At 74.0% G+C, this 20,006-nt stretch carries 14 protein-coding genes; 13 read left to right on the top strand and 1 reads right to left on the bottom strand.

Going from position 1 to position 20,006, the window contains the following annotated elements:
* Positions 1 to 91 precede the first annotated feature (91 nt).
* Entirely contained in the window at positions 92 to 2,731 is a 2,640-nt protein-coding gene (locus ACFO60_RS20715) for a nucleotide disphospho-sugar-binding domain-containing protein (protein WP_380842396.1), read from the top strand.
* Between the two features lie 184 nt (positions 2,732 to 2,915).
* On the opposite strand, the gene ACFO60_RS20710 is transcribed toward ACFO60_RS20715, so the two are convergent.
* Complete coding sequence (locus ACFO60_RS20710) at positions 2,916 to 3,515, bottom strand: TetR/AcrR family transcriptional regulator (protein ID WP_380842394.1); 600 nt, start codon at positions 3,513 to 3,515, stop codon at positions 2,916 to 2,918.
* Positions 3,516 to 3,612: 97 nt separating this feature from the next.
* On the opposite strand from ACFO60_RS20710, the gene ACFO60_RS20705 reads away from it, so the two are divergent.
* From ACFO60_RS20705 to ACFO60_RS20650, 12 genes are all read left to right on the top strand, one after another.
* The gene (locus ACFO60_RS20705; RefSeq protein WP_380842392.1) at positions 3,613 to 4,776 is read left to right on the top strand and encodes an epoxide hydrolase family protein; all 1,164 of its coding nucleotides are present in this window, start codon (positions 3,613 to 3,615) and stop codon (positions 4,774 to 4,776) included.
* Between the two features lie 138 nt (positions 4,777 to 4,914).
* A complete protein-coding gene (locus tag ACFO60_RS20700) occupies positions 4,915 to 6,096 on the top strand; it encodes a nucleotide disphospho-sugar-binding domain-containing protein (protein ID WP_380842390.1) in 1,182 nt (393 codons plus the stop codon).
* Positions 6,093 to 7,283 carry a nucleotide disphospho-sugar-binding domain-containing protein gene (locus ACFO60_RS20695; RefSeq protein ID WP_380842388.1) on the top strand — a complete coding sequence of 397 codons (1,191 nt, stop codon included), beginning with the start codon at positions 6,093 to 6,095 and terminating at the stop codon, positions 7,281 to 7,283. Before ACFO60_RS20700 ends, ACFO60_RS20695 begins: the two co-directional genes overlap by 4 nt.
* Complete coding sequence (locus ACFO60_RS20690) at positions 7,280 to 10,402, top strand: AMP-binding protein (RefSeq protein ID WP_380842385.1); 3,123 nt, start codon at positions 7,280 to 7,282, stop codon at positions 10,400 to 10,402. Before ACFO60_RS20695 ends, ACFO60_RS20690 begins: the two co-directional genes overlap by 4 nt.
* A gap of 54 nt (positions 10,403 to 10,456) precedes the next feature.
* A complete protein-coding gene (locus tag ACFO60_RS20685) occupies positions 10,457 to 11,650 on the top strand; it encodes a cytochrome P450 (RefSeq protein ID WP_380842383.1) in 1,194 nt (397 codons plus the stop codon).
* Entirely contained in the window at positions 11,637 to 12,638 is a 1,002-nt protein-coding gene (locus ACFO60_RS20680) for a Gfo/Idh/MocA family protein (RefSeq protein WP_380842380.1), read from the top strand. Before ACFO60_RS20685 ends, ACFO60_RS20680 begins: the two co-directional genes overlap by 14 nt.
* A 13-nt stretch (positions 12,639 to 12,651) precedes the next feature.
* On the top strand, positions 12,652 to 14,304 hold the full coding sequence (locus ACFO60_RS20675) for an FAD-dependent oxidoreductase (RefSeq protein WP_380842378.1): 1,653 nt from the start codon (positions 12,652 to 12,654) through the stop codon (positions 14,302 to 14,304).
* A 22-nt stretch (positions 14,305 to 14,326) separates the two neighbouring features.
* A complete protein-coding gene (locus ACFO60_RS20670) occupies positions 14,327 to 15,394 on the top strand; it encodes a glucose-1-phosphate thymidylyltransferase (RefSeq protein ID WP_380842376.1) in 1,068 nt (355 codons plus the stop codon).
* The gene (rfbB, locus tag ACFO60_RS20665; protein WP_380842373.1) at positions 15,391 to 16,374 is read left to right on the top strand and encodes a dTDP-glucose 4,6-dehydratase; all 984 of its coding nucleotides are present in this window, start codon (positions 15,391 to 15,393) and stop codon (positions 16,372 to 16,374) included. Before ACFO60_RS20670 ends, rfbB begins: the two co-directional genes overlap by 4 nt.
* A complete protein-coding gene (locus ACFO60_RS20660; protein WP_380842371.1) occupies positions 16,364 to 17,101 on the top strand; it encodes a class I SAM-dependent methyltransferase in 738 nt (245 codons plus the stop codon). The genes rfbB and ACFO60_RS20660 overlap by 11 nt, the downstream gene beginning before the upstream one ends.
* Before the next feature lie 50 nt (positions 17,102 to 17,151).
* Complete coding sequence (locus ACFO60_RS20655; protein ID WP_380842369.1) at positions 17,152 to 18,399, top strand: macrolide family glycosyltransferase; 1,248 nt, start codon at positions 17,152 to 17,154, stop codon at positions 18,397 to 18,399.
* On the top strand, positions 18,389 to 19,999 hold the full coding sequence (locus tag ACFO60_RS20650) for an FAD-dependent monooxygenase (protein ID WP_380842367.1): 1,611 nt from the start codon (positions 18,389 to 18,391) through the stop codon (positions 19,997 to 19,999). Before ACFO60_RS20655 ends, ACFO60_RS20650 begins: the two co-directional genes overlap by 11 nt.
* Positions 20,000 to 20,006 lie beyond the last annotated feature (7 nt).

Genomic DNA, 20,006 nt, shown 5'->3' with positions numbered 1-20,006 from the left:
CGAACGCCCCCCGGCCGCTCGCCGCCCGAGCGGCGCCGCGCCGCTCGCCGCGTCCCGGGCCGCCCGCCATTCGACGGAGGGACCGATAGCCATGCGTGTTCTGTTCATCTCGTGGGCCTGGCCGAGCCATTTCTACCCGATGGTCCCGCTGGCGTGGGCGATGCGCAGCGCCGGGCACGAGGTGCTGGTGGCGACGCAGCCGGCCATGACCGAGGCGGCCGTCCGCACGGGGTTGCCGGTGGCGCTGGTCGGACGCAGCGACGACACCCTGTCGGAGATCCGCCGCATCGGCGGCCCGCAGAAGGAGGACAACCGCTTCCGCAGCTGGACGGACCTGCGGCGCTTCCGGTCGCTGAACGCCCAGCTGTACGTGCGGCTGGCCGAGGACATGATCCCCGCCACCCGCGCGCTGGCAGCGGAGTGGCGGCCCGACATGGTGGTGTTCGAGCCCACGACCTACGCGGGGCCCGTCGTGGCCGCCGAGCTGGGCGTGCCCGCCGTCCGGCATCTGTGGGGCGTCGACTTCCCCTACCTGCTGCGCGAGTTCGACGACGAGGCCCTCGCCCCGCTGCGCGCCCGGTTCGACCTGGACCCGGTGGAGACGCTCGGCGTGGCGACCGTGGACGTCTGCCCGGAACGCATGCAGGTGCCCCCGAGCCCGCACGTGCCGATGGCCGTGCGCCGCCTTCGCGCCCGGTACACGCCCTACAACGGTCCTGCCGTCATGCCGCGCTGGCTGCTGACCCCGCCGGAGCGCCCGCGGATCTGCGTCACGGGCGGGACGTCGTGGGTTCACGTCCCGCACCCTTCGCAGACCGGCAGGATCATCAGGGCCGCCGCCACGCTCGACGTCGAGGTGGTCGCCGCCGTCACCGCCGAGGCCGCCGCCCAGATGGGCCCGATGCCGGACAACGTGCGGTTCGCCCGGTCGCTGCCGCTGCATCTGCTGCTCCCCACCTGCGTCGCCTACTCCTCCCAGGGCGGCATGGGCAGCATCATGACCGCGGTGACCTGCGGCCTGCCCCAGCTCGCCGCGCCGCTGGTGGCCGACCAGAGGCTCAACGCCGAACGGCTCGTTTCGACCGGCGCGGCGCGCATGGTGCTGCCGCACGAGGCCGACGCCGAGACGATCAGATCGCACCTGTCCGCGCTCCTGTCCGACCCCGCCCACCGCGAGGCGGCGGCCACGCTGCGCGCGGAGTCGCAGGCGCAGGCGCCGCTGTCGGAGGTCGTGGAGGAGCTCGCGTCCCTTCCCCGGCCAGGACGGGCGCGCCGAGGCGCCGCGGTCGCGGGAGGGCGGGAACGGGCGCCGAGGTCCGCCGGACCGAACGGGAAGGCGCTCGCACCTGCGGTAGCGGCCGGAGAGGCACCCGATCCCGCGGTGGCGACCGGGAAGGTGCCCGAACCCGCGGTGATGGCCGGGGAGGCGTTCGAAATCGCGGCGGCGGCCCGGGAGGCGCCCGCACCTGCGGTGAATGCGGGGGAGGCGTTCGAAGCTGCGGTGGGGGCCGGACCGGGGTCTCCGCCGGCGCGCCGGGGGTCCCGGGCGGGGACTTCACGGCCGGCCAGAGGGCTGCGCGTGCTGTTCACCCCGGCGTACGGCGGTCCCGTACCGGCCAGGGCGCTCGTCGCGGCGGCGTGGGCGTTCCGGGTCGCCGGGCACGAGGTGCGCTTCGCGGCCACGCCCGCCATCGAGCGGGCGGTGGCCGCCGCCGGGCTCGCCGCGGTGCCCGTCGGCGAGGGCGTCGACATGGACGCGGCGCTGCGGGCGCAACTGCCGTCCGCGCAGGACTGCGCCGCCCTGGTCACCACCCAGTTCCACAAGGGGTACGGGCCCGCGATGTACGTCGCCGAGGAACTGGCCGAGGGGGAGGAGGGGGCGACGCCGTGGGCGCTGGCCTACCGCGACGCCCTGTTGGCCTCGGTGGCGGCGGCGCTGCGGGTCGCGGACACGGCGATCGCCGGCACCGTGGAGTTCGCCCGGCGCTGGCGGCCCGACCTGGTGGTCTTCGGGCCGCGCGGCTACGCGGGCCCGCTGGTCGCCCGGCTCTGCGGCGTGCCCGCCGTGCGGCACCTGCCGGGCATGGACTTCGGCTGGCTGACCGAGGCGGTGGAGGCGGCGGCGCTGGAACCGCTGTGGGCCCGCTACGGCCTCACCGGCCCGGACATGTCGGGCACCGTGACGATCGACCCGTGCCCGTCCGCGCTGCGGGCCCATGACGGCAGCCCTCGCCTTCCCGTGCGCTTCGTGCCGCACAGCGGGGCGCCCGGCCCGCTGCCCGCGCCGCGCGGCCGGGTGTGCGTGGCGATGGGCGCGGAGAGCTGGTGGCTGCCCGAGCAGCGCGCGGTCGCCGGGCTCGTCACGGCCGCGCTGGACGACGCCGCGCCGGCGTCGGTCTCCCTGGCCGAGGCGCTGCGCGGCTCCGACGTGCTGGTCACCGCCGGGGACGACGCGAGCCTGCTGACGGCCGTCATGGCCGGCGTCCCCGCCGTGGTCCTGCCGCAGCTTCCCGAGCACGCCTGGCGGGCACAGCAGTACGTGGCCACCGGCGCCGGGCTCGCCATCCCCCCGGCCGAGCTCACGCCGGACGCCGTACGGGACGCCGTCGCCCGGCTGCGGTCGGACACCGGCCACCGCCCCCCGCTCCGGCACATGCGGGCGGAACTGGAGGAACGGCCCACCTACCAGGACCTGGTGGCGGAGCTCCCCGGCCTGCTCGGCGTCGGATGAGCCGCGCTCCCGGGACGCGGCCCGCTCGGATCCGGGTGAGCCGTGTTCCGGACGTGGCCCGCTCGGGGTCGGGTGAGCCGCGCTCCCGGACGCCGGGGCCTGGCCCGGCCGACCGTCCCGGGGGTGCGGTGTCGACGTCGGCTCCGGAGCAGGACGATCCGCGGCCCCGCTCGAGTGCTGCGGGTCAGGGCTGGTCGCCCACGAGAGCGACCGCGCGCGTCTCGGGAACTCCCAGCATCAGCAGGCTCGTGATCGTCGCCGCTCGGGCGCCGAGGGTCCCGTTCGACAGGTCGCTGTCCGCGATGGCGAACACGACGCCGTAGGCGACCTGGCTCAGAATGCCCGCCGGCAGGTGCTGTGCGAACACGTCGCTGTCCTGGCCCCGTCTCACGAGGTCGGCGAGGAGCTCATCGACCGGCCCGAGCAGGCCGTGGATCGCCTCCCCGTACTCGCCACGGCGCAGGGCCAGCAGCACTCGGTACCGGTGCGCCACCGGCCAGACGCGGGCGATGAATTCGACCCACGTCGCGTCCGCTTCCGCGTCGGAGGCGTTGGCTTCGGTGAGCACGGCCGTCATCTCGGTGACGGCCCGTTCCGTGAGTGTCCGAACCAGGTCGAGGCGCGAGGGGAAATGGCCATAGACCGTGCGGCGGACGACGCCGGCGGCGGAGGCGATGTCGCCCATTCCGGCGTCGGGGTTCTCTCCCAGCACATCGAGGGCGACGTCGAGGATGCGATCGCGTGTCTCGTTCGTCGAGCGCACGCGGGAGGACTCGGTGGGCACGGCACCATTGTTGCACACCGGTGTGCAGTGAAGTAGGTTGCACACCAGTGTGCAACGGAGAGTTGCGCCGTGCTTCGAAGCTCAGGAGAAGAAGGCGATGACCGCACCGACGCAGCCGACCTCGACCCTCGTCCGCCCGTTCACCGTCTCGATCCCGGATTCGGAGGTCGATGACCTGAAGCAGCGACTGGCCAGAACTCGATGGCCGGATCCGGAAACGGTGGGCGACTGGTCGCAAGGGGTTCGCGTGGAGAACGCCAGATCTCTGGCCGACTACTGGGAGCGCGGCTACGACTGGCGGCGCTTCGAGTCCGCGCTCAATCGCCTCCCCCAGTTCCTGACCGAGATCGATGGGCTGGACATCCACTTCATCCACGTCAGGTCCAAGAATCCCGACGCGATGCCGCTGATGCTCACGCACGGATGGCCGGGCTCGATCGTCGAGTTCCTGAAGCTGATCGGCCCGCTGACCGATCCGGTTTCGTTCGGAGGAGACGCCGCCGATTCGTTCGACGTCGTCGTCCCGTCGCTCCCCGGGTTCGGGTTCTCCCAGAAGCCCACGGAGACCGGGTGGACCGTGTCGCGCATCGCAAGCGCGTGGGTGGAGCTGATGAAGCGTCTCGGCTACACGAGATGGGCCGCGCAAGGCGGCGATTGGGGTGCCGTCGTCACCACCGTCCTCGGGGCCATGCGACCTGAGGGGCTTCTCGGAATTCATCTGAACACCCAGTACGCCTTTCCCGCACAGATACCCGGCACCTTGTCACCCGAACAGCGCTACGCCGTGGAGACCCTCGCCCTCTACACCGGCGATCTCGGTGGGTCGAACCACCTTCAGGGCACGAAGCCGGAGACCGTCGGATTCGCCCTGGCGGACTCTCCCGCCGGTCAGGCGGCCTGGATCTACGAGAAGTTCCAGTCCAAGACCGACAACCACGGGCTCGCCGAGGACGCCCTCAGCATGGACGACATGCTCGACGCGATATCCCTCTACTGGTTCACCAACAGCGCGGCGTCGTCCGGCCGCATCTACTGGGAGAACAAATCGGGCACTCTCGCCGGCCCGAAACTGGCGCTTCCGGTCGCGGTGACCGTCTTCCCGAAGGACATCCCACGCCTGCCACGAAGCTGGATCGAAGACACCTACAGCAATCTGATCCACTACGGCGAGGCCGACAAGGGCGGGCACTTCGCGGCCTTCGAACAGCCCGAGATCCTGGTCGGCGAAATCCGCACCGGCCTGCGCACCCTTCGTTCCTGACGCCGGCGCGCGAGCTCGGGAGCGCACGCGTATCCGAGCTGGGGACACCGAGGCCGTCCTGGCGTGAGCGGGACTCGACCCCAGCTTGAGGAGGGTCGCCGATGCTGGCGGCAGATCGCGACGTCTTGGAGGTGCTTGGTGCGGATCCTGTTCGCCTCGTGGGCGTGGCCGTCGCACTTCTACCCGATGGTGCCGCTCGCCTGGGCGTTCCAGTCGGGCGGGCATGAGGTGAGGGTGGCCGGCCAGCCCGGCCTGGTGCCGCACATCGTCAGGACCGGGTTGCCGGCCGTCGCCGTCGGGCACGACGTGGACGGGTCGGACATCATGCGGCGGTTCATGACCCGTCCCGCGGCCCAGGGACGGCCGCTCGACATGAGCCGCGACGGCGACGACCGCGACGAGACCGGCGCGCCACGCAAGCGCCGCCCGCTCGCCCTCTACGAGCGCATGGCCGACGCCATGCTGCCCGATCTGCTCGACCTCGTCAGGGCGTACCGGCCCGACCTGATCGTCCACGAGCCGACCACGTACGCGGCCCCGCTCGCCGCCGCCGCGCTCGGCGTCCCGAACGCGCGTCACCTGTGGGGCGTGGACTTCCAGTACCAGGCGCGGCGGTTCGAGCAGGAGGTCTTCGCCCCGCACCTCGAACGGCTGGGCGTCGGCTCCTTCGCCCCGCAGGGCGTCGTGACGGTCGATCCCTGCCCCGGGGCGCTCCAGATCCCGACCGAGCACACGCCCCTGCCGGTCGGCTACCTGCCCTTCAACGGCAGCGGCGTGATGCCCCGGTGGCTGCTCGACCCGCCCGCGCGGCGCCGCGTCTGCGTCACCTGGGGGACGACGATGGGCGCCTTCACCGCCGGGCAGAGCGGGATCGCCGAGGTGCTGGACGCGCTCGGCGACGCCGACCTCGAGGTCGTGGCCGCGGTGTCGGCGCGCGACCGCGAGGTCCTCGGCCCCGTCCCCGGCAACGTCAGGCTCGCCACGATGCTGCCGCTGCACATGCTGCTCCCCACCTGCGACCTCATGGTCACCCAGGGAGGCTCAGGGACGGTGATGACCGCCGCGGCCGCGGGGGTGCCCATGGTCGTCGTGCCTCAGCTGCCCGACCAGACCCTGAACGCCCAGCGGGTCGCCGCGGCGGGCAGCGGCGTCCACCTGCCGCCCGAGGCGCGCGAGCCGGCCGACGTCCGCGTCGCGGTGGAGAAGGCGCTGGGGGAGCCGGCCCTCTACCGGGCGGCGCGCGGGATCAGCGAGGAGAACCGGCGGCGGCCGCTCCCCGCGGAGGTCGCCGGAGCGCTGTGCCGGAGGGTCACGGCATGAAGGTGCAGTTCATGACCTGGGGATGGAAGACGCACCTGTTCCCGCTGGTGCCGCTCGCCTGGGCGTTCCGGCTCGCCGGGCACGACGTGCGCGTGGTGAGCCAGCCCACGCTGGTGCCGACGATCACCGAGGCCGGGCTGCCCGCCGTGCCGGCCGGGCCGCCGCTGGACATGTCGCTGCTGCACCGCGGCTACCGCTATCTGGTGTCGCGTGAGGGCGACCGGCCCCTGGAGTGGGAGGACCTGCGCAAACACGGCATCTGGACCCTCGCCCCGTACCTGCGGATCGCCGAGGCGATGCTGACCGACTGCCTGGACTTCACGCGGGCCTGGCGTCCCGACCTGATCGTCTACGAGGCCACCACGTACGCCGGCCCGATCGTGTCGGCCATGCTGGGCGTCCCGGCCGTCCGGCACGCCTGGGGCGTCGACTACAGCTACAACTTCCACGAGTTCGAGGACGAGGCGCTGGCCCCCCACCGGGCGGCGCTGAAACTGGACGCCATCGACACGCTGGGCGCCGCCACCGTCGACCCCTGCCCGGCCAGCATGCAGATCGGGCCGACCGAGCACGTCGACGCCGAGGTGCGGCGGCTGTGGATGCGCTACGTCCCCTACAACGGGCCCGGCGTGGTGCCCGGCTGGCTCGCCTCACCGCCCGCGCGGCGCCGCATCTGCGTCACCTGGGGGTATGTGGTCGGCAGCTTCTACCGCGACTCCTTCCGCATCGGCGACGTCCTGCGGGCGCTCGACGGGATCGACGCCGAGATCGTGGCCGCCGTGCCGCCGGGCGCGCGCGAGGAGGTCGGCGAGGTCCCCGACGGCGTCCGCGTCGTCGAGGGGGTGCCGCTGCAGCTCATCCTGCCCACCTGCGACCTGTTCGTCAGCCAGGGCGGTCTCGGCGGCATGATGACGGCCATGAGCTGCGGCGTTCCGCAGCTCGTCCTGCCGCCGGTCCCCGACCAGGTGCTCAACGCCCGCCGGCTTGACCGCACCGGCGCCGGCCGCTTCGCCTTCCTCGCCGAGACCGGACCGGACGAGCTCCACGCCCTGGTCGCCCACCTGCTGGACACCCCGTCCTACGCCGCCGCGGCCCGGCGCCTGCGCGACGAGTCGGCCGCGCAGCCGGGTCCCGCCGCGATGGTCCAGACCTTGACGGAACTCGCCCTGGAGGGGAGCGCCCGATGACCGGGCTGCACGGGCCGAAGGCCCCCTACACCGACGGGGACCGGGTGGAGACGCTGGTCGCCCGGGCCGCCGCCGCCCGCCCCGGCGCTCCCGCTCTGCACTGGCGCGGCGCGGCGATCACCTACGCGGCGCTGCTCGAACGCGCCGAGCGGGCCGCCGCCGGCCTCGCGGCGCGCGGCGTGCGGCCGGGGGACGTGGTCGCGGTCAGGATGCCCCGCGGCCCCGACCTGGTGTCCGTGCTGCTCGGCGTGCTGATCTGCGGCGCCGCCTACGCGGCCGTGCCCGAGGACTGGCCGCTGCCGCGATACCGGCAGCTCGCCGCGCGCGCGGGCGTGCGCGTGTGCGTGAGCGGCGCCGCCGAGCCCGCGGACGCGGTCGATCCCGGCGCTCTCGCCGCCGGGACGCGCCGGCTGCGCGCCGGCGAGCGGGGCGGCTCCGGCGCCGAGGCCTGCTGCGTGTTCCTCACCTCCGGGAGCGGGGGCGAGCCCAAGGCCGTGCTGGCGCCGCACCGGGGAGTGGTCAGGACCGCGTACGACCCGACGCACATCCCCGGCGGCCCGCACGTCACCCTGCTGGCGGCGCCCGTCGCCTGGGACGTGTTCGCCCTGGAACTGTGGGTGCCGCTCATCCGGGGCGGGAGCTGCGTCGTCTACGAGGGGACGCATCTGTCCTCCGGGGAGATCAGGGCGGCCATCGCGCGGGGGGTCACCTCGATGTGCGTGCCTTCCGCCGTGCTCAACACCCTCGCCGAGGACGACCCGGACTGCCTCGCGGGGCTGCGGCTGCTGCTGACCGGCGGCGAGCGCGCCTCCGCGCGCCACCTCGGCATCCTGCTGCGCCGGCATCCGGGGCTGCGCGTCGTCAACGCCTACGGGCCGGTCGAGAACACCATCACCACGGCCCGCTGGGAGCTTTCGGGCCCCGAGCCGCCCGCCGACATCCCGATCGGCACGCCCGCCGCCGGCACCTCGGTGTACCTGCTCGACGACGGGCGCCGCCCCGTGCGGCGGGGCGAGGTGGGCGAGATCGCCGTCGCCGGCGACGGCGTGGCCCTCGGATACGGCGGCGACGCCGAGCAGACGGCGAGGTCCTTCCCCACCCTGACGCTCGACGGCGAGCGCCGCAGGGTGTACCTGACCGGGGACCTGGCCCGCTGCGACGACCAGGGCCGGCTGCTGTTCGTCGGGCGGGTGGACCGGCAGGTCAAGATCCGGGGCGTGCGCGTCGAGCCCGAAGAGGTGGAGCGCGCGGCGGAGCGGGTCCCCGGCGTCGCCAGGGCCACCGCCCTGGCGCATCCCGCCGCCGACGGCGCCACGCGCCTCGTGCTCTTCTACGTGCGCGAACAGCCCGCCTCCGCGGCGTCCGCGCACGAGGTCACGCCCGGCGCGGTGCGGGAGGCCCTGGCCGCCGTCCTGCCGTCGGGGTTCGTGCCGGACGTCGCGGTACCGATGGACGCGCTTCCCTTGTCGGGCAACGGCAAGGTCGACCAGCGCGCGCTCCTCGCGCTGCTCACCCCCGCGGGATCGGCCGCCGTGGAGCCGGCGCCGCCGCTGCCCGGGACGACCGAGGGGACGATCCGCGCGGTCGCGGGCGAGCTGCTGGACCGGCCGGTCGCCCCGGACGACGACCTGTTCGAGATCGGGGCGACCTCGCTGACGGCCATCCGGCTCGCCAACCGGCTGCTGGTCCTGTGCGGCAGGGAGGTCGGCGGGGCGGACGTCCTGCGGCACCGCACGCCGCGGGCTCTGGCCGCGCTGCTGGACGACCGGCCGCCGGCGGGCGCCGCGTCCGTGACGGAGCCGGGCGGGCGGCGGGCCGGCGTGGACGGTGTGGAGGGCGTGGACGCGGTGGACGGCGGCGCGGGAGCGGAGTACGGCCCGCCGCACGTGCCGTTCCCGCAGTCGGGGTTCTGGCACGCGGCGCAGGTCGCCCCCGAGCTGCACGAGACGATGGTGTCGATCCTCTACCGGCTGCGCGGCCCGCTCGACCCCGCCACGCTCGCCGCCGCCCTGGACGCCGTGACGGCCCGGCACGAGGCGCTGCGGGTGCGGTTCGACGCGGGGCCGGACGGGCCGGTGGCCACACTGCTCACCCCCGGGGAGGCGGCCGGGCTGCTTCAGGCGGACCCGGCCGCGCGCCCCGCCGGTGACGCGCTCGCCGCCGCGCGGGAATGGGCCCTCGCCCCCTTCCGTCTCGCGGGCGCCCTCCCCATCAGGGCGAAGATCTTCCCCTCGGCCGACGGGACGTGGCTGCTCGCGGTGACCGTGCACCACATCGCCTTCGACGACTGGTCGGCGCAGGTGTTCTGCCGCGACCTCGCCGTCGCGTACCGCGCGCTGGCCGGGGGCGCGACCCCGTTCCAGGGGCCGCCCCCGCTCTACTACCGGACGCTGGCCCGGCAGCGCGCGGCCGAGAGGCCGAGACGGGCGGCGGCCGTGCGCTACTGGCGTGAGCTCGCCGAGGGCGTCGACGACATGCGCTTCCCGCGTACGGCCTGGCTGTCGATGCACGGCCCGGCCGGGGAGGTCCCGATCGCGCTGCCGGAGGAGCTGGCCGCCGCCGCGGCCCGCACCGGTGCGACGGTGGGCGGGACGGCCGGCGCGGTGTTCGCGGCGGCGCAGATCGAGACGCTGCGCGCCTACACCGGCACGCAGGACATCGCGGTCACGACCCCCGTCTCGGGCCGGTCGCTGCCCGAGGCGGACGACGTCGTCGGGTGCTTCGCCTCGCTGGTGCCGCTGCGGCTCCCCCCTTCGCAGGCGGGGCCGGCGGCGCTCGTCGAGGCCGCCGCCGGGCAGCTGCGCGCGGCGCTGACCCTGCCGGCCGTGTCGGTGGACGACATCATGCCGCGGGTGCCGTCCGGGCACAGAAGGCATCCGCTGCTCCAGTCCTACCTGCAGGTCGAGGAGCGCGCCCCCGCCCGCGCGCTCGACTTCGGCGACGTGCGGGCGGAGCCGATCGAGATCCCGATGCGCAGCGTCATGGCGGAGGCGGCGATCCATGTGCGCCCCGGGACGGGCGGCCTGCTGCGCCACCGCCGCGACGCCGTGCCGAACGCGGACGCGGCCTGGCTCGCCGGCCGCTGGCTCGCCGAGGTCCACCGGATGACCGGTGCCTGAGACCACGCCTTCCGGGTTCGCCGGCGTGGCCGCCGCAGAAGATCAGGAGTGGACATGAAGGACAGGGCTTTCCCGTTCGCCGCCGGAGATCCGGCGCTGCCCGTGGCGGAGTACGCCGAGTTGCGGGAGAAGGAGCCCGTGGCGAGGGTCACGCTGCCGACGGGGCACCGCGGATGGCTCGTCACGCGGCACGAGGACGTCCGGGCCGTCTGTGGCGACCCGCGGTTCAGCAAGGAACTGGCGACCGCGCCGGACGCGCCGCGCCTGCTGCCGATCGCGCGCGGGTCCAAGTCGATCGTCAACCTCGACCCGCCGGCGCACACGCGGCTGCGGCGGCTGGTGTCGGCGGGCTTCAGCCGGCGCCGCACCGAGGCGCTGCGGCCTCGCGTGACGGAGATCGCCGACGAGCTCGTGTCCGCGATGGTGGCGGGCGGCGCCCCGGCCGACGCCGTGGCGGCGCTCGCGCTGCCCCTGCCGATCACGGTGATCTGCGAGATGCTCGGCGTGCCGGTCGCCGACCAGGAGCGGTTCCGCGCCTGGAGCGACCGGCTGCTGACCGTTCCCGGCCCGGGCGAGGACGCCGCGCCGATCGCCGAGGCCGGGATGAACCTCGCGGTCTACCTGGCCGGTCTGATCGCCGACAAGCGGGAGCACCCCGGCGACGACCTGCTGACCACGCTGGTCTCCGCCTACGAAGAAGGGGACCGGCTCAGCGAGGAGGAGCTGATCACCTTCGGCATGACCCTCCTGGTCGCCGGCTACCACACCACCACGAGCGCGATCGCCCACTCCCTGCTGGGGCTCCTCTCGCTTCCCGAGCGGTACGCGGAGCTCGTGGCGAGGCCCGAGCTGACGGAACGGGCCGTGGAGGAGCTGCTGCGCCACTCGCAGATCGCCACCGGGTTCGGCGCGCTGAGGATCGCCACCGAGGACGTCGAGCTCGCCGGGGTGCGCATCCCCGCCGGCGACCCGGTGATCCCGCTGTTCACCTCGGCGAACAGGGACGAGAAGGTCTTCCCCGACGCCGCCACCCTCGACCTTTCGCGCGAGGACAACCCGCACCTGGCCTTCGGCGCCGGGGCGCACTACTGCCTGGGCGCCCAGCTGGCCAGGGTCGAGCTTCAGGTGCTGCTGGAGCGGCTCGTACGGTCGGCGCCGGGGCTGCGGCTCGACGACCCGGACGGCGAGATCGAGTGGCTGACCGCGACCGCCTTCCCCCGGCCCCTCCGCCTCCATGTCGCCTGGTGAGCCGCTGGCCGTCGGCGTGCTCGGCGCGGCCGACATCGCCTGGCGGCGCACCGCGCCCGCGATCGAGCGCTGTGACGGGCTGAGGCTCGCGGCGGTGGCGAGCCGCACGGGCGAGAAGGCGTCCGCCTTCGCCGCCAGGTTCGGCTGCGAGGCGGTGACCGGCTACGAGCGGCTGCTGGAACGCGACGACATCCAGGCCGTGTACGTGCCGCTGCCGAACGCGCTGCACGAACGCTGGGCGGCGGAGGCGCTGAGCGCGGGCAAGCACGTGCTGGTGGAGAAGTCGCTCACCGCCCGTGCCGGCCCCGCCGCCGCGCTCGCCGAGGCCGCGAGGGCCCGGGGCCTCGCGCTCATGGAGAACTTCGCCTTCCTGCACCACGCCCAGCACGGCCAGGTGCGCGAGCTGGTCGCGGCGGGCGCCATCGGCACCCCCCGGGGGTTCGCCGCCTCTTTCGGCATCCCGCGCGGCGACCGCTCCCTCATCCGGTACCGGCCCGAGCTGGACGGCGGGGCGCTGCTGGAGGTCGGCACCTACACCGTGCGCGCCGCCCAGCTGTACCTCGGCGCGGACGCCGAGGTGGCGGGCGCCGTCCTGGTGCGCGACCCGGAGACGGGCGTCGACGTCGCCGGCTCGGCGCTGCTGGCCGACGGGCGGGGGCTCACCGCCCAGTGCGACTTCGGCATGGACCACTCCTACCGCTGCACCTACGCGGTGTGGGGGAGCGAGGGCCGCGTCTCGCTGGACTGGGCGTTCACCCCGCCTCCCGGCGAGCGGCCCGTGCTGCGCATCGAGCGGGGCAGGACGCGGGAGGAGCGGCCGCTTCCCGCCGACGACCAGTTCCTGCGCATGGTGACCGCGTTCGCCGACGCCTGCGCCGACCCGGCCGGGCACGGGGAGCACGGCGCCGACGTGGTCCGCCAGGCACGCCTGCTGGAGGAGATCAGGGGGCGGGCCCGCGTCGTGCCCGCCCCCGCCCTCTCGACCTGAACGGAGATCCGCCATGACCGATCCCGAGGTGCTCGTCGCGGGAGGCGGCCCAGCGGGCCTCGCCTGCGCGGTCTTCCTCGCGCAGAAGGGGGTGGCCGTCACCCTCGTCGAACGCCACGAGGGCACGCTGATCCACCCCCGCGCCCGCACGATCAACCCCAGGACCGCCGAGCTGCTGCGGCAGGCCGGCGTCGAGGAGGAGGTGCTGGCCGCCCGCACCTACGTCGGAGAGATGCCGTCGGTGGTGATGCTCAAGGTCGAGACGCTCGCCGGGAAGGAGCTGCACCGCGCCGAGCAGCGCCCGCCCGCCGGCGCGGAAGGCGCGCAGCGGGTCGGCCCGAGCAACTGGGGCATGATCGATCAGGACCGGCTGGAGAACCTGCTGCGCGCCCGCGCCGTCGAGCTCGGCGCCGACGTGCGGTTCGGCACCGCCCTCGCCGGGTTCACCCAGGACTCCGGCGGGGTGACCGCCACCCTGGAGGACCGGGCGAGCGGGCGTACCTACGAGGTGCGGGCGCGCTACCTGGTCGGGGCCGACGGGCACCACAGCACGGTGCGCGCCCTGCTCGGCGTCGGAGTCGAAGGGCCCGGCCCGATCTCGCAGGTCGCCAGCATGGTGTTCGACGCCGACCTGACCCTGCCGCTGCGCGGCAGGCACGACCCGGCGCGCGACCGGTTCATCGCCTCCTGCCACTTCACCGTCCCCGCCGAGGGCACGGTGATGTTCCCGCACGGCGCTGATCACCGCTGGGTGTTCAACACCCCGCACGACGGCGAGCCGGGCGAGGACGCCTGCGTGGAGCTGGTGCGCGCCGCGGTCGGCGTCCCGGACCTGGACGTGCGGCTCGTCCCGCAGCTCGCCAACGGCGTCAAGGTGCTGACCTACGAGATCGCGGCGCAGGTCGCGCGCCGCTTCCGCGACGGCCGCGTGTTCCTGGCGGGCGACGCCGCGCACGTGATGCCGCCCGCCGGGGCGTTCGGCGCGGGCACCGGTATCCAGGACGCGCACAACCTGGCCTGGAAGCTGCACGCCGTGCTCTCGGGACGGGCGGGCCCCGGCCTGCTGGACAGCTACGAGGAGGAGCGTCGCCCGGTGGCCGAGTTCACCCTCGGCCAGGCGCTGCACCAGCTGCGCCTGCGCTCGGGCGTCGAGGTGGCGGCGCCCGAGGCGGAACCGGTGGAGTACGACGCCGTGGTGTTCGGCTACCGCTACCGCTCGCGGGTGATCTGCGGCGCCGACCCCGGCGGCCCGCCCGCCGTCCCGCCGAGGGAGCTGACCGGCGCGCCGGGCACGCGGGCGCCGCACCTCCCGGTGCGGCGCGGCGGGCGCGACATCTCCACCCTGGACCTCTACGGCGAGGACCACGTCCTGCTCGCCGGGCCCGGCGCGCGCGAATGGGCGCGGGCGGCCCGCGCACTCGACGTCCGCCTGGTCCGCGTCGGGGACGGCGACGCCGTGCGGGGCGACGTGGTGGCGGACGCGGAGCGGTGGGCGTCGGCGCACGGCGTCAGCCCCTCGGGCGCGCTGCTGGTCCGCCCCGACGGCTTCGTCGCCTGGCGGGCCCGCGAGGACGGCGGCCCGGCCGGCGCGGCCGGGGAGACGCTCGCCGGAGTGCTCGCGCGCGTCACCTGCCGGGCTCCAGCGATCCTCAATCGACAGTCGTGATCGACGGGATACCAATTCACCTATGAAGGCTCTGATCCTGGCAGGCGGGGTCGGGACGCGACTGCGTCCGCTCAGCCACGCGATGCCTAAACAGCTCGTGCCGATCGCCAACAAGCCTGTCGTCTACCACGGTCTTGAGAACATCCGGCGGGCCGGAATCACCGAGGTCGGCATGGTCGTCGGCGACCGCGGCGACCAGATCCGCGCGGAGGTGGGCGACGGCTCGCGGCTCGGGCTGCGCATCACCTACATCCCGCAGAGCGAGCCGCTGGGCCTGGCCCACTGCGTGCTCATCTCCCGGGACTTCCTCGGCGACGACGACTTCGTCATGTACCTCGGGGACAACGTCCTGCTCGGCGAGATCTCCGACTTCCTGGAGGACTTCCGCGAGCACCGCCCGGCCGCCCAGGTGGTCGTGACCAAGGTGGCCGACCCGACGGCGTGCGGCATCGCCGAGGTGGACGCCGACGGCCGCGTCCTCGGCCTCGAGGAGAAACCACGGCACCCCAAGAGCGACCTGGCGCTGATGGGCGTCTACCTGTTCAGCCCCGCCGTCCACGAGGCCGTCCAGAGCATCGGCAGGAGCCGGCGCGACGAATGGGAGATCACCGACGCCATCCAGTGGCTCGTCGAACGGGGCGAACGGGTGCGCGCCCAGCAGTTCTCCGGCTTCTGGCGCGACACCGGCCAGATCGAGGACCTGCTGGAGTGCAACCGGGTGCTGCTCGACGGCCTGACCGGCGACCGCAAGGGCGACGTCGACGCGCTGAGCCGCCTGTCGGGGCAGGTCGTCGTGGAGCACGGCGCGAAGGTCCGCAGGTCCCGCATCGAAGGCCCGGTCATCATCGCGGAGGGCACCGTCATCGAGGACAGCGTCATCGGCCCGCACACGGCCTTCGGCCCGGACTGCGCCGTGTACGACGCGGGGGTCAGGAACTCCATCGTGCTGGCCGGCACCACGGTCAGGGGCGTCCACGGCATCCACGACTCGGTCATCGGCAGGTCCTCGACCATCGTGCCGTCCCCCGGCGAACCACGGCGGCACCGCCTGATCGTCGGCGACCACACCTACGCGGAACTGGCGACGTGAACATCCTGGTGACCGGCGGCGCCGGCTTCATCGGCGGCCACTACGCCCGCGGCCTGCTCGACGGGCGTCACCCGGGGTTCGAGGACGTCCGGGTCACCGTCCTTGACAAGCTGACGTACGCGGGCACCCTGGCGAACCTCCCCATGGACCACCCGCGCCTGACGTTCGTGCGCGGCGACGTCTGCGACGAGGAGCTGCTGCTCGGCCTGCTCCCCGGCCACGACGCGGTGGTGCACTTCGCGGCCGAGTCGCACGTCGACCGCTCGCTGGTCGCCCCCTCGGGGTTCGTGCGCACCAACGTCGCCGGCACCCAGACCCTCCTGCACTGCTGCCTGGCCGCGGGCGTCGCCAAGGTCGTGCACGTCTCCACCGACGAGGTGTACGGCACGATCGAGCGGGGATCCTGGCGCGAGGACCACCTGCTGGAGCCCAACAGCCCCTACGCGGCGTCGAAGGCCGCCGCCGACATGATGGCCAGAGCGGCATTCCGTACCCACGGACTGGACGTGTCCATCACGCGCTGCTCCAACAACTACGGCTCGCACCAGTTCGCCGAGAAGGTCATCCCGCTGTTCGTGACGAGCCTGCTGGACGGCCGGGACGTCCCGCTCTACGGGGACGGCCGCAACGTGCGCGAGTGGCTGCACGTGGAAGACCACTGCCGGGCGGTCCAGCTCGTGCTGGAACGCGGCCGGGCCGGCGAGATCTACAACGTCGGCGGCGGCGTCGAGCTCACCAACATGGAGCTCACGGCGAAACTGCTCGACCTCTGCGGAGCCGACTGGAGCCGGGTGCGGGCCGTGCCCGACCGCAAGGGACACGACCTGAGGTACTCGGTCGACTCCACGAAGATCCGCGAGGAGCTGGGATTCACGCCCCGGATCGCCTTCGACACCGGCCTCGCCGAGGTCGTCCGGTGGTACGGGGACAACCGCGAATGGTGGGACACACGAGAGGAGCGGATGGCAGATGCTCGCTGAGCTGATGGCCGAGACGGGCCGGGCCGTGCTGAAGGGCGTTCCGCCGGACGGCAGGAGCTACTGGGCGGCGCGGTTCTGGGACCGGGACTCCGCCGAACGGCACAGCATCCTGGCCGATGACTTCCTGCGGCAGAAGGAGACGATCGCCGGCTACATGAGCGGCTACGGGGCGGAGTCGGAGCGGGCGCTGGAGTTCGCGTGCGGCACGGGCGAGTTCACCCGCCTGGTCGCGGAGCGCACCGGCGTACGGAAGATCACCGCGCTGGACATCTCCGCCCAGGGCCTGGAGCTCGCCAGGCAACGCGTCGAGCACGAGGACCTGGAGCTGGTGCTCGGCGACTTCTGGCAGGACAACGGGCTGAAGCCGGCCGACCTGGTGCTGTGCATCGACGCCATCCACCACCTCGGCGACGTGCGGCAGGTGCTGCGCCGGCTGAAGAGCTTCGTCGAGCCCGGCGGCACCTTCATCGGGAACGTGTGGATCGCCGACCACTTCCACGAGTTCCAGCGCAAGAGGTACGGCGCGCTGGAGCACTTCGGCAGGACCGCGCTGTTCCTCAGCACCGCGCTGATGATCCGCGCGTCCGGCGGCCGCCTGCGCACAGGCTCCTACCGCACGCAGCTCCTGCGCAGCGCCGAGGTCGAGAAGATCCTCGCCGAGGAGTTCTCCGAGGTGCTGGAAGTCAAGGTCGAGCGCTACTTCATGGGTTTCGTCTGCCGCCCCTGACCGTTTCATGGGCTTCGTCCGCCGCCCCCTGACCGTCACGAAAGAGTCCCATGGCAACCGCGGCCTTCCTGGCCTTCCCCGGCTACGGGCACATCATCCCGACGCTCCCCGTCGTCGCCGAGCTGACCGGGCGCGGGGACACGGTGCACTACTTCGCGCTGGACTACTTCCGGCCGGCGGTCGAGGCGGCCGGCGCCGTCTTCCACAGCTACGGCGACCTGCCGCTGGAAGGGCTGGACGGGGACGGCGACCCGCTGGCGCAGATCAACGCGTTCCTGCGCCTGGGCCGCTGGGTGCTGGAGCACCGGCTGGAGGACGTCCGCGCGCTCGGGCCCGACTACATCCTCTACGACATCCTGAGCGCGTGGGGCGGTCACATGGCGACCATCCTGGGCCTGCCGGCCGTCTGCTCGGTGCCGAGCATGCTGGTCAACCGGCGGATGGCCTACGCGCTGCCGCTGCGCGTGGCCGGCGTGTTCGCCGCCCGCCTCACCCACCCGCGGCAGCTCGTGCGCAACCGGACGCTGGCCAGGAGCATCCGGCGCGCCTACGGCGTCGACCAGCCGCACGACTTCCGCGTCTTCGCCGACCCGGGCCCGCTCAACATCGTCTACAGCTCCCGGATGTTCCAGCCCTACGCCGCCTCGCTGCCCGAGGACCGCTTCGTGTTCGTCGGGCCGACCGCCACGGCGCGGCCCGGCTTCCACTTCTCCTTCGACTGGCTGGACGGCAGGCCGCTCGTCTACGTCTCGCTCGGGACGGTCTTCAACGACCGTCCCGACTTCTTCCGCGCCTGCGTGGAGGCGTTCGGCGACCAGGACGTCCAGCTGGTCATCGCCGCGGGACGCCCGGCGGAGTCCCTCGGCCTCGGCGAGATCCCGCCGAACGTCAGGGTCGAGGCGTTCGTGCCGCAGATCGAGCTGCTGCGGCACGCCTCGCTGTTCGTCACCCACGGCGGCACCAACAGCGTGTACGAGTCCCTGCTCTGCGGCGTCCCCATGGTCGTGGTCCCGCAGAGCGCCGACCAGCCCTGGGTGGCGAGGCGGGTGGCCCGGCTCGGAGCGGGCCGGGTGCTCGCCGACCGGCGCTTCGGCGCGCGCACGCTGCGCCGCGCCGCGGCGGCCGTCATGTCGCGGCCGTCGTACGCCGAGGCGGCGGCCAGGGTGGGCGCGTCCCTGCGCGAGGCGGGCGGCGCGGCACGTGCCGCCGACGAGATCCAGCGCCGGATGAGGCGTCATGCGCACGAGCGCCCGCTGACCGTCGCGGCGCCGCGGAGAGAGGACAAGGATGTGCACTGAGAGCGTTCCCGTACTGATCGCGGGAGCCGGGCCGGTCGGCCTGGCGACCGCGGTCTTCCTGAGCAGGCACGGCGTCCGGCCGCTGCTCGTGGAGAGGCGGCCCGGCACCTCCGTGCTGCCCCGCGCCCCGGGCATCCAGGCCAGGACGATGGAGATCTTCCGCGCGGCCGGGCTGGAACCCGCCATCCGCGCGCTGGAGATGGACGACTCCCTCGCCTACTTCGAGGGCGGCATCCTGCGCACCCGCACCCTCGCCGAGATCGCCGGCGCGCAGGTGATCGAGGCGCCGACGCTGTACGGCGACGCCATCAGCCCCGTCACCGCGATGGGCTGCGGCCAGGACCGGTACGAGACGGTGCTGCTGGCCGCGGCGCGGGAACGCGGCGCAGAGGCGCGTTTCGGCACCCGGCTGGTGGCGTTCGAGCAGGACGAGGACGGCGTCCTCGCCACCCTCCGGACCGAGGACGGCGAGCGGCAGGTCCGCGCCCGCTACCTGGTGGGCGCCGACGGCTCGCGCAGCGACGTGCGCGCCGCCCTGGGCCTGCGGACCGAAGGCAGGGGAGCGGTCTTCAACGCCCTGAGCATCTACTTCCGCGCCCCCGAGCTGGACGCGCTCATGGGCGGGCGCAGGTTCATCCTCTGCTACACCACCGCCTCCGCCACGCCCGTGGCGCTCTCCCGGCTGCACGGCTGCGACCCGTGGGTGGCGGCGGCCATCTACGACCCCGAGGCCGGAGAGTCGGCCGCCGACTTCACCCGTGAACGCTGCGTGGCGCTGATCCAGGAGGTGTCCGGCCGCCCCGGCCTCGAGGTCGAGGTGGTCGACACCATCCCGTGGGAGGGCGCGCAGCGCATCGCCGAGCGGTTCGGCGCGGGGCGGGTGTTCCTGGCCGGCGACGCCGCCCACGTGCACCCTCCCGCGGGCGGGTTCGGCGCCAACACCGGCATCCACGACGCCCACAACCTGGCCTGGAAGCTCGCGGCCGTCCTGAACGGGTGGGCGGGCCCCGGCCTGCTGGACACCTACGACGCCGAGCGGCGGCCGCTCGGCGCCGCCATGGCCGAGCAGGCCATGGTCCGCTTCCGCGCCCGCCACGGCCAGGCCGCGCCCGGCGACCGGCTGGTGGACGACATCATCGTCACCCTGGGGTACCGGTACGCCTCCACCGCGGTGCCCGGCGGCACGGGGACCGACCCGCTGCCGCCGCGCCTCACGCTGGACGGCGAGCCGGGCACCCGGGCGCCGCACGTGTGGCTGCGGCGCGGCGAGCGGCCCTCCTCCACGCTCGACCTGTTCTTCGACGGGTTCGTCCTGCTCACCGCCCCCGGCGGCGAGGCGTGGGCGGACGCGGCGGCGGGGCACGCCGCGCGGGTGCCCGAGGTGCCGTTGCGCGCCGTGCCCGTGACGGCGGACGTCGCCGCCGCTTACGGCGTCGGGCAGGGCGGCGCCGCGCTGGTCAGGCCGGACGCGTTCGTCGCGTGGCGGTCGGCGGGCCCGGCGGAGGATCCACAGGCGGTTCTCTCGGAGATCATGGCGAGGACCCTTTCCCGGGTCAGCTACGATCAGCCGGGTCTCGCGTCCCAGCCCGTCCATCTCTGACAGGAGT

This window comes from Sphaerisporangium dianthi (genome assembly GCF_042654065.1).
Lineage (GTDB): Bacteria > Actinomycetota > Actinomycetes > Streptosporangiales > Streptosporangiaceae > Sphaerisporangium > Sphaerisporangium dianthi.
This window is presented reverse-complemented; position numbering and strand designations above follow the sequence as displayed.

Bases quoted from the DNA above. Each gene is read 5' to 3' on its own strand.
- ACFO60_RS20715 (WP_380842396.1), top strand. From the start codon at position 92: ATGCGTGTTCTGTTCATCTCGTGGGCCTGGCCGAGCCATTTCTACCCG.
- ACFO60_RS20705 (WP_380842392.1), top strand. From the start codon at position 3,613: ATGACCGCACCGACGCAGCCGACCTCGACCCTCGTCCGCCCGTTCACC.
- ACFO60_RS20695 (WP_380842388.1), top strand. From the start codon at position 6,093: ATGAAGGTGCAGTTCATGACCTGGGGATGGAAGACGCACCTGTTCCCG.
- ACFO60_RS20690 (WP_380842385.1), top strand. From the start codon at position 7,280: ATGACCGGGCTGCACGGGCCGAAGGCCCCCTACACCGACGGGGACCGG.
- ACFO60_RS20685 (WP_380842383.1), top strand. From the start codon at position 10,457: ATGAAGGACAGGGCTTTCCCGTTCGCCGCCGGAGATCCGGCGCTGCCC.
- ACFO60_RS20680 (WP_380842380.1), top strand. From the start codon at position 11,637: ATGTCGCCTGGTGAGCCGCTGGCCGTCGGCGTGCTCGGCGCGGCCGAC.
- ACFO60_RS20675 (WP_380842378.1), top strand. From the start codon at position 12,652: ATGACCGATCCCGAGGTGCTCGTCGCGGGAGGCGGCCCAGCGGGCCTC.
- ACFO60_RS20670 (WP_380842376.1), top strand. From the start codon at position 14,327: ATGAAGGCTCTGATCCTGGCAGGCGGGGTCGGGACGCGACTGCGTCCG.
- ACFO60_RS20660 (WP_380842371.1), top strand. From the start codon at position 16,364: ATGCTCGCTGAGCTGATGGCCGAGACGGGCCGGGCCGTGCTGAAGGGC.
- ACFO60_RS20655 (WP_380842369.1), top strand. From the start codon at position 17,152: ATGGCAACCGCGGCCTTCCTGGCCTTCCCCGGCTACGGGCACATCATC.
- ACFO60_RS20650 (WP_380842367.1), top strand. From the start codon at position 18,389: ATGTGCACTGAGAGCGTTCCCGTACTGATCGCGGGAGCCGGGCCGGTC.